The 13,764-nt window shown below is 51.0% G+C and carries 13 protein-coding genes; all 13 read right to left on the bottom strand.

Annotation, left to right across the window (positions count from 1 at the left end):
- Positions 1 to 73: 73 nt before the first annotated feature.
- The 13 genes from ureC to pstS all read right to left on the bottom strand — a co-directional run bounded on the left by ureC (position 74) and on the right by pstS (position 13,323).
- Positions 74 to 1,777, bottom strand: coding sequence for an urease subunit alpha (ureC, locus tag ACXAGQ_RS28040; protein ID WP_475258432.1), 1,704 nt, complete (start codon positions 1,775 to 1,777; stop codon positions 74 to 76).
- A 40-nt stretch (positions 1,778 to 1,817) separates the two neighbouring features.
- Complete coding sequence (locus ACXAGQ_RS28035) at positions 1,818 to 2,156, bottom strand: urease subunit beta (protein ID WP_475258430.1); 339 nt, start codon at positions 2,154 to 2,156, stop codon at positions 1,818 to 1,820.
- Between the two features lie 43 nt (positions 2,157 to 2,199).
- Positions 2,200 to 2,502 (bottom strand): urease subunit gamma, encoded by a 303-nt coding sequence (gene ureA / locus ACXAGQ_RS28030; protein ID WP_317520749.1) that lies wholly within the window; start codon positions 2,500 to 2,502, stop codon positions 2,200 to 2,202.
- Between the two features lie 61 nt (positions 2,503 to 2,563).
- The gene (locus ACXAGQ_RS28025; RefSeq protein WP_475258428.1) at positions 2,564 to 3,457 is read right to left on the bottom strand and encodes an urease accessory protein UreD; all 894 of its coding nucleotides are present in this window, start codon (positions 3,455 to 3,457) and stop codon (positions 2,564 to 2,566) included.
- Complete coding sequence (gene urtE, locus ACXAGQ_RS28020; protein WP_475258427.1) at positions 3,454 to 4,149, bottom strand: urea ABC transporter ATP-binding subunit UrtE; 696 nt, start codon at positions 4,147 to 4,149, stop codon at positions 3,454 to 3,456. The genes ACXAGQ_RS28025 and urtE overlap by 4 nt, the downstream gene beginning before the upstream one ends.
- 1 nt (position 4,150) lies before the next feature.
- The gene (gene urtD / locus ACXAGQ_RS28015; protein ID WP_475258425.1) at positions 4,151 to 5,002 is read right to left on the bottom strand and encodes an urea ABC transporter ATP-binding protein UrtD; all 852 of its coding nucleotides are present in this window, start codon (positions 5,000 to 5,002) and stop codon (positions 4,151 to 4,153) included.
- Entirely contained in the window at positions 4,999 to 6,177 is a 1,179-nt protein-coding gene (gene urtC / locus ACXAGQ_RS28010) for an urea ABC transporter permease subunit UrtC (RefSeq protein WP_475258423.1), read from the bottom strand. Before urtC ends, urtD begins: the two co-directional genes overlap by 4 nt.
- A gap of 10 nt (positions 6,178 to 6,187) precedes the next feature.
- Positions 6,188 to 7,813 carry an urea ABC transporter permease subunit UrtB gene (gene urtB, locus ACXAGQ_RS28005; protein ID WP_475258421.1) on the bottom strand — a complete coding sequence of 542 codons (1,626 nt, stop codon included), beginning with the start codon at positions 7,811 to 7,813 and terminating at the stop codon, positions 6,188 to 6,190.
- Between the two features lie 125 nt (positions 7,814 to 7,938).
- Positions 7,939 to 9,222 (bottom strand): urea ABC transporter substrate-binding protein, encoded by a 1,284-nt coding sequence (gene urtA / locus ACXAGQ_RS28000; protein ID WP_475258420.1) that lies wholly within the window; start codon positions 9,220 to 9,222, stop codon positions 7,939 to 7,941.
- Positions 9,223 to 9,640: 418 nt separating this feature from the next.
- On the bottom strand, positions 9,641 to 10,444 hold the full coding sequence (pstB, locus tag ACXAGQ_RS27995) for a phosphate ABC transporter ATP-binding protein PstB (protein ID WP_475258481.1): 804 nt from the start codon (positions 10,442 to 10,444) through the stop codon (positions 9,641 to 9,643).
- 20 nt (positions 10,445 to 10,464) lie between these two features.
- Positions 10,465 to 11,301 (bottom strand): phosphate ABC transporter permease PstA, encoded by an 837-nt coding sequence (gene pstA, locus ACXAGQ_RS27990; RefSeq protein WP_475258480.1) that lies wholly within the window; start codon positions 11,299 to 11,301, stop codon positions 10,465 to 10,467.
- A complete protein-coding gene (gene pstC, locus ACXAGQ_RS27985) occupies positions 11,292 to 12,221 on the bottom strand; it encodes a phosphate ABC transporter permease subunit PstC (RefSeq protein ID WP_475258418.1) in 930 nt (309 codons plus the stop codon). The genes pstA and pstC overlap by 10 nt, the downstream gene beginning before the upstream one ends.
- A gap of 55 nt (positions 12,222 to 12,276) precedes the next feature.
- A complete protein-coding gene (gene pstS, locus ACXAGQ_RS27980) occupies positions 12,277 to 13,323 on the bottom strand; it encodes a phosphate ABC transporter substrate-binding protein PstS (protein WP_475258417.1) in 1,047 nt (348 codons plus the stop codon).
- Positions 13,324 to 13,764 lie beyond the last annotated feature (441 nt).

Raw genomic sequence — 13,764 nt, 5'->3', positions numbered from 1 at the left:
TTTCCTTTGCTTTTATTAAAAAGCTTTTATTGAAACAGCTTTTATTTGAATCTTTTTACTTTAAATCCATGAATCAAAACAAAAAGTAGCGCTGGCCCATTGGCAGCACCTCTGCCGGCTCACACACCAAAAGCTCACCATCAGCACGAACCAGATAGGTCTGGGAATCCACCTCAATACGGGGCTGCCAATCATTAAGCTTCATATCAGCCTTGCTGATCGTCCGGCAGTTTTTGGCAACACCGATTTGGCTACCTAGCTGGAGCTCTTCAGCAATCCCGGCCTCTTTGGCCGCTGCCGAGACAAACAACATCGAGGTATTCATGGCCGCTTTGCCGTAACTGCCAAACATGGCGCGGTAGTGGACTGGCTGCGGGGTAGGAATAGACGCATTGGGATCCCCCATCGGGGCCATGGCTATCATGCCGCCTTTGACAACGACGCTCGGCTTCACCCCAAAGAAGGCGGGCTTCCACAACACCAGATCTGCCAGCTTGCCGACTTCAATAGAGCCAATCTCATGCCCCATACCATGGGTGATGGCTGGGTTGATGGTGTACTTAGCGATATAGCGCTTAAGGCGGAAGTTATCGCTGAAGCTGGAATCTTCAGCCAAGCTGCCGCGCTGAACCTTCATCTTGTGGGCTGTCTGCCATGTACGGGTGATCACTTCACCCACCCTTCCCATGGCCTGGGAATCCGAAGCGATCATTGAGAACGCGCCCAGATCGTGAAGGATATCTTCGGCGGCAATGGTTTCCCGCCGAATGCGCGACTCAGCAAAAGCGACATCTTCGGCAATAGCCGGGGACAGGTGATGGCACACCATCAACATATCCAAATGCTCATCAACCGTATTCACCGTGTAAGGACGGGTCGGGTTGGTCGATGACGGTAAGACGTTTGACTCCCCGGCAGCACGGATAATATCCGGCGCGTGGCCGCCACCTGCTCCTTCGGTGTGATAAGTGTGGATCACCCGGTCGCCAATCGCCGCCAAGGTAGACTCGACGAAGCCTGACTCATTGAGGGTATCGGTATGAATAGCGACCTGAACATCCATCTCATCGGCAACCGATAGGCAGGTATCAATCGACGCAGGTGTCGTCCCCCAATCTTCATGGAGCTTGAGCCCCACCGCCCCCGCGGCAACTTGCTCTCGCAATGCCTCTGGTTGGCTGGCATTGCCCTTGCCCAGCAGGCCAAAGTTCATTGGGAAGCCATCCAAAGCCTGAAGCATTTGCGCCATATTCCAAGGCCCCGGGGTACAAGTGGTCGCATTGGTACCTGTCGCAGGACCTGTCCCGCCACCAATCATGGTGGTGACCCCAGAAGCTAATGCTTCTTCGATTTGCTGCGGGCAGATAAAGTGGATATGGGAATCGATCCCCCCTGCGGTGAGAATGGCACCCTCACCTGCCAGCACTTCAGTGCCAGGACCAATAATGATATCTACCCCTGGCTGAATATCAGGGTTCCCGGCTTTGCCTATCCCGCTGATCCGGCCATTTTTCACTGCCACATCTGCTTTCACGATGCCCCAGTAATCAAGCACGATGGCATTGGTGATCACCAAGTCTGGCGTTTCGGCACTTGGCCGCTGGCTCTGCCCCATTCCATCGCGGATCACCTTGCCGCCGCCAAACTTCACTTCATCCCCATAAACCGTGAAGTCTTTTTCGACCTCCAGCCACAACTCGGTATCGGCAAGACGCACCCGATCACCCACTGTTGGGCCAAACATTTCGGCATAAGCCTGACGTGAAATGTTTGCCATAACTCTTCCTTGTATCATTCTTAGAGACGATGCTGACAGGCTAAACTTGACCCATCACTTTGCCTTGGAAACCGTAAACTTCGCGCTTACCCGCATACTCAACCAACTCCACCGTCCGGGATTGCCCCGGCTCGAAACGCGTTGCCGTACCAGCAGGTATATTTAGCCGAAACCCTTTGCAGGCTTGCCGATCAAACTTAAGGGCGTCGTTTACTTCAAAGAAATGGTAATGTGAACCAATCTGAATTGGCCTATCACCGAGGTTCTCAACCGCAACTGTGATGGTTGCCCTGCCAGTGTTAAGCTCGATCTCGCCGCTTGCCGTTTCGATTTGCCCAGGTACAAAAGCGGAGGTATTAAACGCACTGCTCCCTGCCATTTTGACTCCTTGTTGATCTGCGTTTTCTGCGTAAAATGAGCCGCTATACAATCGGCTCGTGAACCGTCACTAGCTTGGTGCCATCGGGAAACGTCGCCTCAACCTGAACATCTGGGATCATCGCAGCCACCCCTTCCATCACATCATCAACCGACAACAGGGTACGGCCATAGTCCATCAACTGAGCGACGGTTTTACCTTCCCGCGCCCCTTCCAAGATGGCACTACTGATAAAAGCGATGGATTCAGGGTAATTGAGCTTAAGCCCTCTCTCCTTGCGCTGCTTGGCCAACATACCGGCACAAAAAATCAGTAGCTTGTCCTTCTCCCTTGGCGTCAACTCCATGTTTTTCTCCCAGCGGTACTGTGTATAGGTTCTGTGAAAAAGGTACTGTCTAAAAATGTCGCTAAGTGGCCCAAATCCGGGGCGGGCTAGGTGGCGTTCCTGTCACCTCCGCCCTTGCTTGCTGCCACACCTGGGTGAAGCAAGACAAGATATCCTCGCTCCAATTTCCCAGAGCCCTGACAACAACCAGCCCCTCTATTTGGGTCGCTGCCACTAGCAACTTATCGCGACCTAATTGCTCCTGAATATCAGATAGCAAAGCCTGTACCAATTGATAGAAGTCCTGCCCCATTTCGGTTAAGTACAGAGTCCCCATCATGGGGAAATTCCTCATCCCCATATTAATCAACACCTTATCGCCTCCAGACATGTTCAAGCCTTCAGTGAGCACCCGGCGTTCATCAAGGTAAACCTCTGTTTTACCGACGAGTTTTCCACTATCGAAGCACTCATTTAGTGCAGGCCGACCAAAACAGTGCAGCTCCCAGCCCACAAATTGTGCGCCGCTCTCAAGGTGGATAGCGGTATTGAGCTGGGCATGGGCGTCTGGAAAGAAAATATTCTCTTGTGGCAGCCACTCTAGCCTGCCGCCAGCTTGAACGGTTAGGTGCTGGGTTTGCTTCGCAAAACGGCTCTCTGAGCGATAAAACTTGGTTGCCCCAGGTGTGGTAACCAACACCTTGGCTCCTGCGCCGACATTGACGCGGATATCAAGGGTATCGCCACCTGCGACTCCCCCCGGGGGGTGAAGCAGGTAGCTATGGCAGATCTCGCCTTCCGGGTATAGAGCCTGCTGCACCGTTAGCGGGCCTTTCTGCTCCCGGTGCTTGAGTACGGTTTTGTCGCCCCTGTCGCGGTAGCACAAGCTCAGCTCAGCCAGCCAACCATGGCGGGTATGCTGGGCAATTTGGTTGGCTGTCGGTTGGGGAAAAGCAGGTGAAATAAGCGCCGTCATACAGTCAGGTACTCCTTGACCAAGCTGTCATTGAGATCGGCCATTTGCCCGCTGGCAACATGACGCCCCCTATCAAGAATGCAGAATTGATCGCCTACCCGGCGGGCAAACGGCAGCTTCTGCTCAACCAGCAACACGGTCAGCCCCATTTTTTCATTCAGCATCCTGATAATATCGCCTATCTCCTGCACGATATTCGGCTGGATCCCCTCTGTCGGCTCATCCAAGATCAACAGCTTTGGATTAACCACCAACGCCCGCCCTATCGCCAATTGCTGCTGCTGCCCCCCCGATAAGTCGCCTCCTCGGCGGTGGAGCATCTCCTTGAGAACAGGGAACAGGTCAAAAATAAAATCAGGGATCTTGCGGTCACCCCGGTCGCGGATAGGCAACCCGATTTCCAAGTTCTCCTGCACCGTCAGCATCGGGAAAATTTGCCTCCCCTGCGGGACATAGCCAATCCCCCAGCGCGGGCGGGATTCCGCTGGCTCGGGAAGTATGGATTGGCCATTAAACGTAATGTCACCACTTTTCGCGCCCACTAGCCCCATAATGCATTGAAGCAAGGTGGTCTTCCCCACCCCGTTCCGGCCCATCAAGACCGTGCATTTACCCTCGGGGATCTGCATATCCACATCCCACAATGTATGGCTCTCGCCGTAGTACTGATTGAGTGATTTGATTTCTAACATGCTATTCCCCCAGGTATACCCGCTTCACTTCAGGATGGTTTTGTACTTGATCCATTGTGCCTTCAGCCAACACATGGCCCTGATGGAGCACCGTCACCTCACTGGCAATCGAGCGGACAAAATCCATATCGTGCTCAACCACAACCACCGAGTGCTTGCCTGCCAGCGAATTAAGCAACTCTGAGGTTTTATCCATTTCCTGGTGGGTCATCCCTGCCACGGGTTCATCGACCAGCAGCAGCTTAGGGTTTTGCATTAGCAGCATGCCGATCTCCAGCCACTGTTTTTGGCCATGGGACAAGTTACCCGCCAGCAGGGCGGCATTGTCAGCCAGGTTGATGAGTGCCAGTACTGACTCAAGCTTGTCCTTCTGCTCGCCGGTCAATTTAGCCCTAAATGTCCCCCAAACGCTCCGTACACCAGACATCGCCAGTTCAAGGTTCTGCCAAACAGTGAGGCATTCAATCACCGTCGGTTTTTGAAACTTCCGCCCTACACCAGCATTGGCGATCTGCGATTCATTCATTGTCAGCAAGTTGATATTGGAGCCCAGCCAGACTTGCCCTGAATCTGGCTTGGTCTTTCCGGTGATAATATCCATCATGGTGGTTTTACCGGCTCCGTTGGGGCCGATAATGCAGCGCAACTCCCCTTCGCGAATGTACAAGTTAAGGTCGTTAATCGCCTTGAATCCATCAAAGCTTTTGTTCACCCCTTCGACATAGAGCAATATGTTGTGCTTGGTATCGATTAAGGGATGCTCTTCAGGGATCAAGAACGAAAAGACCTCATCGCGCTTCGTCATTTCATGGGCAAAGGTCTGTAGTTTTTTTGCCGTTTCCAATACTGTCATGACGCCACCTCACTGCCATTGCAAGCTTGCTGGGGTTTCGCTGATGTTGGAGAGCCTCCCCCTTTTGGTTTAAAGCTAAACCGGTTAATGCCATCAGAAATAAACCCAATCACCCCTCTCGGGAAATACATGGTAGAAAGCACAAACAAGCCGCCGAGGGCAAAGAGCCACACTTCCGGGAATTCGACCGTAAACCAGCTTTTGGCATAATTGATTATCAAGGCGCCGACAATGGCTCCGAACAGCGTTGCCCGCCCGCCAAGTGCCACCCACACCACGATTTCGATAGAGTTCAGTGGCGCAAACTCACCTGGATTTATGATGCCCACTTGCGGTACATACAAAGCCCCGGCTATCCCAGCTATTACTGCAGACAACACGAAGACCCATAACTTGATGCCGTCGACGTCATAGCCCATAAAACGTGTGCGCGATTCGGTATCTCGGATAGCCATCGCGACACGGCCCAACCGGCTGCTGACCACCGTGCGGCACACGATATAGCTAACCGCCAGTGCCAGGCCGGTACAGACAAATAATGCGATTTTGGTTGTATCCTGCTGCAGGCTGAAACCGAGGATATCCTTGAAGTCCGTCAGGCCGTTGTTACCGCCAAATCCCATTTCATTGCGGAAGAAAGCCAGCATAAGGGCATAGGTCAGGGCCTGGGTCATGATCGACAAATACACTCCGGAGACCCTTGAGCGAAAAGCCAGGTAACCAAAAATATAGGCCAGCAGGCCAGGAACCAGCACCACCATCAGGCAAGCAAGCCAGAATTGATCAAAGCCGTACCAGAACCACGGAAGCTCTGACCAATTGAGGAACACCATAAAGTCCGGCAAAACAGGGTCGCCATACACGCCCCGGTCACCAATTTGGCGCATCAGGTACATCCCCATGGCATAGCCACCAAGGGCAAAAAAGGCACCATGCCCAAGGCTGAGGATGCCAAGGTATCCCCACACCAAATCTACCGCGAGCGCGAGCATGGCATAGCTGAGGTATTTGCCCATCAGCGAAATCGTAAAGGTTTCGATATGTAGCGGGTGGCCAGCCGGCAATAATAGGTTGGCCATCGGCACCAGAATAACGGCAGCGAGCAGAAGCGTGAGGACGACTTTGCCGCCCCGATCCCGCCCCAAAGCCGAAAGAATAATTGATTTAGACTGCATCAAGCGCTCCTTAGCTTTCTGCCGCACGGCCACGTTGCGGGAATAGCCCGCGAGGACGTTTCTGGATAAACAGGATGATGAACACCAGCATCAAAATCTTCGCCAGCACTGCCCCTGCCCAAGGTTCCAATAGCTTGTTGAAAAGCCCCAGCCCCAAGCCAGCGACCAAGGTACCCCAAAGGTTGCCGACCCCGCCAAACACCACCACCATAAAGGAATCGATGATGTAGGCTTGGCCCATGTTCGGCCCGACATTCGTCAGCTGTGACAATGCCACCCCGGCAACACCGGCTACGCCAGAGCCCAACCCAAATGTCAGGGCATCGACGCGCTCGGAGCGGATCCCCATTGCTCTAGCCATCGCCCTGTTTTGGGACACTGCCCGGACTTGCAGGCCAAGAGGGGTTTTCTTCAACACCACCACCATGGCGATAAACACCAAGGCGCAGAAAACAATGATGTAAAGGCGGTTATAGGTCAGCGACAGCATGGGGTTCAGCTCCCAGGCACCCGCCATCCAGTCCGGCGTACTCACAGAGCGATTTAGGGGAGAAAAGATAGATCTTACTGCTTGCTGGAGGATCAAACTGATCCCGAATGTCGCCAATAAGGTTTCCAGTGGCCGGCCATAGAGGTGCCTGATCACACTGCGCTCAATCGCAATGCCTACCAGCCCAGAAATAATGAAAGCCATTGGAATAGACAGTATTAACGCAACACCAATCTGTTGGGGGAAAAGCTGCTGCATCACATAGGTGGTGTAGGCGCCGATCATGATCAGCTCACCGTGTGCCATGTTGATGACCCCCATCACCCCAAAAGTGATGGCAAGGCCAATCCCGGCGAGTACCAGTACCGACCCTAAGCTGAGGCCAAAGAAAACCGTTTCCACCCCGGAGTAAAAGCGCTGGCTCTGGTGGTACTTATCCAGCCCTTTTTCGACCGCAGCCGAGAGCTCCGGATCAAGTGACAGAGGCTGAAGCCTGTTCAGGGTTTGCAGCACTATGGCTTGCTTGTATTCAGACAGTGTCTCTACCGCAGCTACACGTGCTTGGGTTGATTCACTGTTATCCAACGCCTCGCTGACGGCTAATGCAAGTTGCAACCTGTCTTGGACTTGGGGATCTTGCTCAACACTTAGCTGGGCCTCGATCCTTTCAAGGATCTCATCATCGGTTTGCCCCAGCAGCCCGTTCGCAGCTTGCAGGCGGACGGCGGGATCAGGCGAGTTCAGCCCCAGTGATGCCAACTGCATCCTGATCATGCTGCGCAACTTGTTATTGACCCGTACTTTGCCAAAATCTCGCGAGCGAGAAACGGTCAGCTGCTCGGCGTCCCAAATACTGTCGGCCTGTTTGCCGTTTCTTCCGGCAATAATATAAAGCTTTTGAAAAGCTTCACTTTTCTTGTCTTTGTAATAAAACAAATCCCCTTCCAACCATGCGCGCAAAATCGGCTTCGCCTTTTCTGTTGGCTGGTTGGCTACGAGCCACTCAATGGCGATTTCCTTGTCTTTATTATTTTTCCCAAGCAATACCCGATCAAAATCATCCGTTGAACTGACCGAAGCAAACGCGATGGGTGTACATAACAAGAAAACAATGAGTGCTTTAACGAGCTTCATTAAAGGTGTCATTTCTTGTGTCCTTACTGGCAATTAACAACTTCCAAGGTGGGCAAAAACCCACAGAACATAGCGCTTCAGCCATACACTGAAGCGCTATCAATAAAGGGCAAACGGCCCTTAATTTTTACGAGGGGTTAATTCGAGCCTGAACACTTTTTGGTTTCAGTGTTGAAGGCACCACAAGAGAATGGCTTAGACCAGCTAGAAAATAGCTTGGCAGACTCAGGAAGATACTTAGACCATGCATCACCGGCGACTAGCCCAGTCGTTTCCCAAACGACATCAAACTGACCGTCATCCTGGATTTCACCAATCAGCACAGGTTTTGTGATGTGGTGGTTTGGCAGCATCGTCGAGTAACCGCCAGACAAGTTCGGTACTGCAATACCAATCATTGCATCTTGAACCGCTTCCGAATCAGTCGTTCCGGCATTCTTCACCGCCTGTACCCACATATTGAAGCCGATATAGTGTGCTTCCATCGGATCATTGGTCACCCGCTCTTCACTTTTGATAAACGACTGCCAACCATCAATGAACTCTTCATTCTGCTCAGTATCAACACTCATGAAGTAGTTCCAGGCCGCAAGGTGGCCGACCAACGGCGATGTATCCATACCAGATAGCTCTTCTTCGCCCACGGAGAACGCGACAACAGGGATATCTTCAGAGGAGACGCCTTGGGCACCTAGCTCTTTGTAAAAGGGAACGTTCGCGTCACCGTTGATAGTAGAAACAACCGCTGTTTTCTTACCCGCAGAGCCAAACTTCTTGATGTCAGACACTATCGACTGCCAATCAGAGTGACCAAAAGGGGTATAGCTGATCATGATATCCTCTTCAGCAACACCCTTGGCTTTTAGGTAGGACTCCAGAATCTTATTGGTTGTGCGTGGGTAGACATAGTCGGTACCCGCCAGGACCCAGCGCTCGACGTCCAGCTCATCCATCAGGTATTCAACAGCAGGGATCGCCTGCTGGTTAGGCGCAGCACCGGTATAGAAGACATTCTTGGATGACTCTTCACCCTCATATTGCACCGGGTAGAACAGGATACTATTTAGCTCTTCAAACACCGGCAGCATTGATTTACGGGAGACCGACGTCCAGCCACCGAATACCACATCGACTTTTTCCTTTTCGATAAGCTCCCGGGCTTTTTCAGCAAACAGAGGCCAGTTCGAAGCAGGATCCACGACCACCGCCTCCAGCTTCTTACCTAATAGGCCGCCTTTTTTATTCTGCTCATCAACTAGCATCAATACTGTATCTTTCAGCGTAGTCTCACTGATCGCCATGGTGCCCGACAGCGAATGGAGAACCCCGACCTTGATCGTCTCTTCAGCCGATGCTGCCGCTGAGAGCAAAGATAAACTCAGACCAAGTGTAGCTAGATTCAGTTTGGACATCGTGGACATACTTAACATCTCCGTTTGTAATAAATATTCATTTATGTCCAATCAAAATCGATGCCAAAACAACCCGCCCCACAAAGAAGCCAGTAAAGCACTGATTATATTGATTTAATATTTCAAACCAAAAGTTAAAACCTTCTTTACCGATTATTCCTTTAGCGCATATTGGTGCAATAAATCTACACTTGCCCCAAAACAGTGACTCGTTACTCTGTACTGTTTCAAACCAGGGCAAATTAGGAAATTTATCGGCCTTTTCGAAGCATTTAAGAGAAAATATCCGCACAAGTAGACTTTCATACCTGTTTGTAAGGATTTATAGACAAAAGACAACTAAAACCGCTAACAAAAAAGCCCCAACCGTGAGCAGCGGTTGGGGCTTAGCTTTTAAGAATAGCTTTAGGCTGACTTATTATTGTGTTTAACCGAAATCACCAGAAATATAACGGCGGGTACGGTCTTCTTTCGGCGCGTTGAAGATTTGATCGGTTTTGCCGAACTCAACTAACTTACCCAGATACATAAAGCCGGTGTAATCAGAGATACGCATCGCCTGCTGCATGTTGTGGGTCACAATCACAATAGTGTACTTCTCACGAAGCTCGGTGATTAGCTCCTCGATCGCGGCCGTGGCTATTGGATCTAGTGCCGAGGTTGGTTCATCCATCAGGATCACTTCTGGCTGCAGTGCGATAGTACGGGCAATACACAAACGCTGCTGCTGACCGCCTGACAAGCCGCTGGCATCAGCATGCATCTTGTCTTTGACCTCTTCCCAGAGGTGAGCACGGCGCAGGGCTTTCTCGATGCGGGCATCCATTTCCTCTTTGCTCAGGCCGCCTTTCATCTTCAGTCCGAACTTCATGTTGTCGTAAATCGACATCGGGAAAGGGGTCGGTTTTTGGAAAACCATGCCAACTTTCGAACGTAGTTCATTAAGATCCACATTACCCAGGATATCTTCGCCATCGAGCAAGATCTCCCCTTCTGCACGCTGCGAGCCGTATAGATCGTAAATACGGTTCATGGTACGTAGCAGGGTTGATTTACCACAACCAGAAGGGCCGATCAGCGCCGTCACCCGGTTATTGAAAACCGGTAGGTTGACGCTTTTCAGTGCCGCCTCATCGGAAGCGTTATAAAAGAAGCTAAGGTCACGCACATCCATTCGGTGTTCCAGCGCTACATCCGCACTGGCAACCGTGTTACCAACAGGTGCTATCATGGTGTTAATCGCTGTCGCTGTCATGCTTTTCTCGCTTTAATCAATTTTGGTAATGCGGTCGCTGTAATGTTGACCAACAAGATGAAACCGGTGATGAGCAAGGCGCCAGCCCATGCTAGCTCCTGCCATGAGGCAAATGGGCTCATCGCGTACTGATATATGGTGACAGGTAGGTTTGCCATTGGCTTGCCAAGGTCTGTCGTCATGAAATTACTGTTAAGTGCGGTAAACAGCAGCGGCGCTGTTTCACCTGAAATACGGGCAATTGACAGGAGAATGGCTGTCACGATACCCGGACCCGCCGCACGGTAGCCAAGCTGGGTGATCACGCGCCACTTCGGCACGCCCAAACCACTGCCCGCTTCTTTGAGCGTTGGCGGAACCAGACGCAGCATCTCTTCGGTGGAAGACACTATCACCGGCAGAGCCAAAATAGCCAAGGCAATCGCGCCTGCCCAGCCTGAATAAGAGCCCATAGGCACCACAATCAAGCCGTAAACAAACAGGCCGACGAGAATCGAAGGCGCACTCACCAGCATGCCGTTCAAGAACCGCAGTGTTTCTGCCAGCTTGTTACCTTTCTCTGCCTCTGAAAGCCAAGTACCTGCCAATACCCCCAGCGGAGCAGCAATCAAAATACCCAGAGTCGTCAACACCAAACTACCGTAAATGGCATTTTTCAGGCCACCCTGACTACCCGGCCCCGGCGTCAATTCGGTAAATACCGCCATGTTCAGGCCGGAGAACCCTTTTGATACCAAGGTGTACAAGATACTGGCGAGTACGACGATCCCCAGCATTGAGGAGGCAATACAGAACAGCTTGAATAACAAGTTCTTCAGCTTTCTCATTTCGATGCCCTCATCAGGTAACGCGCTGTGCCCATCACCACCACAGTGATCGCAAACAGCACCAGGCCAAGACCAATCAGTGATGAAATATGCATTGGGTTAGTCGCTTCATTGAACTGCTGGGCAATGGTCGAGGAAATCGAGCTTGCCGGCATGAACAAAGAGGTTTCGATACGGTTGGCACCACCGATCACAAAGGCTACCGCCATGGTTTCACCAAGAGCACGACCCAACCCCAAAATGCCAGCACTGACCACTGCACTTTTGATTTTTGGCAGCAATACACGCGTGATCACTTCATAAGGCGTCGCACCGACACCGTAAGCCGCTTCGCGCAGAACATTCGGAATCGATTGCAAGGCGTCACGGGTCAATGCCGTCACAATAGGGAGGATCATGAACGACAAGATAATACCGGCGGTCAGCAAGCCAATTCCGATTGGGGGCCCATCAAACCAAGGGCCAATCAACGGCAAGCCGACAAGGTGCATCGCGGCCCACATCTGGAAGCCTTCCGAAAACCATGGCGCGAACACAAACAAGCCCCACATACCGTAAATAATACTCGGAACCGCAGCGAGCAATTCGATAGCCTTGCTGACTGGCAGAGCGACCCAGCGCGGCGCTAGCTCAGCGAGGAAGATTGCCGTTCCGATTGCGACGGGGATCGCGATAACGATAGCAATAAGTGAGGTGACCAAGGTGCCATAGACAGCAGAAGCGGCTCCAAAGTCACTATTTACCGGATCCCAAACATTGCGGAAAACAAAGCCTGGACCAAATTCAGAAAACGCCTTCCAGCCACCGTCAATCAAGGAAAGAACGATACCTACCAAGGTGAAAAATATAATTGCCGCACTGAACAGGCTGATTCGGCTGAAGATTGAATCTCCATCCAGTTTTGGCTTAGCGATAGTCAATAGCATAATAAGTACAGCCGCTGCCCACCAAAATGGGCAGCGGAAAATTAGTGTAAGATAATTACTTGATGAAAGAAGCGCCGTTAGACGTAAAGCCTTGCGACCATTCGCTGTTTACCATTTCCACTACAGACTCAGGCATTGGGATGTAATCCAATCCTTCAGCCATTTCGCCACCGTTCTCGTAGCTCCACTGGAAGAAGTCAACAATGGCTTGTGCTTTCTCAGCATCGACCTGATCTTTATGCATAAGGATGAAAGTTGCTGCTGTCATCGGCCAAGATTCAGCACCAGGCTGGTTATTTAGAAGCAGGCGGAAACCTGGCGCGTTTTCCCAATCAGCATTGGCTGCTGCAGCCTGGAACGTATCCATGGTTGGCTGGATGAAGTTGCCTTCAGCACTGGCCATCTGGGTGTGAGTCATGTTGTTCTGCTTGGCGAATGCGTATTCAACATAGCCAATTGCGCCACGGGTACGACCAACGAAATTAGCAACGCCTGCGTTACCGTTACCACCGATAGTGGTTGCTTCACGAGGCCATGTAATATCAGAGTTTGCACCGATGTTCTCTGCCCACTCTTTGCTAACCAGAGATAGGTAATCGGTGAAGTTGAAGGTTGTACCAGAACCGTCAGAGCGGTGAACCACGTAAATCGCTTGGCTAGGTAGCTTTACACCTTCGTTCAGCTCAGCAATACGCTCGTCGTCCCACTGCTTGATTTTACCCATGTAAATATCAGCCAGCACTTCACCCGTCAGCTTAAGCTCACCGGGTTCAATACCCGGTACATTGATAACCGGAACGATAGCACCCATTACCATAGGGAACTGAAGCATCGCTTCTTCGTTTAGCTGATCGATAGTAAGAGGCGCATCCGTTGCACCGAAATCAACGGTTTTCGCCGTGATCTGGCGGATACCACCGCCTGAACCGATTGCCTGGTAGTTAATCTGCACGCCGGTTTCAGCACGGTATTCCTCAGCCCACTTCGCATAGATTGGGTGTGGGAACGTGGCACCTGCACCGTTGATAGTCACATTTGCTGCAGCACCAAATGACGCAGCCACCAGTGCAGAAGAAACCAAAGCGGTTTTGATTAGTTTCACAATCTTATCTCCGATTATATTGTGAGGTTACGAATGAGTTATCTCGAAATAACTTGCATCTAAATTAATGGATATCGAGTTAAGTGCAGGGCTAGGGATGATTCCCTAGCTCCTGCAAGGTCGTTCATTCAACAAGTTTTGTTTACAACATCTTTTTAAAAATTGGCTAAATTAAAACTATGGTGTTCATTCAAAGTCCTACTGGCACAACTTTTTAAGGATTATGGTCATCAAACTTGTGGGATGGAGATTAGGTTTAGAATATTTCACTTTTATTACTTTTGCTTTCATCAAGCCAAAAACAAAAAAGATTTATCATTGCCAAAAAATTCTGTGAAGTAAAATTCACAGAATTATATGCACTCAATTTTTTGTGACACAAGGTACCGTCTTAATTTTGCATCATTGCTTGCGACAGTTATCTCGCTTAAGATTAACGGA

The organism is Photobacterium sp. ABD4_091 (genome assembly GCF_056160145.1).
Note: the sequence above shows the minus strand (reverse complement) of the source record. Positions and strands in the feature narration are given on the sequence as shown.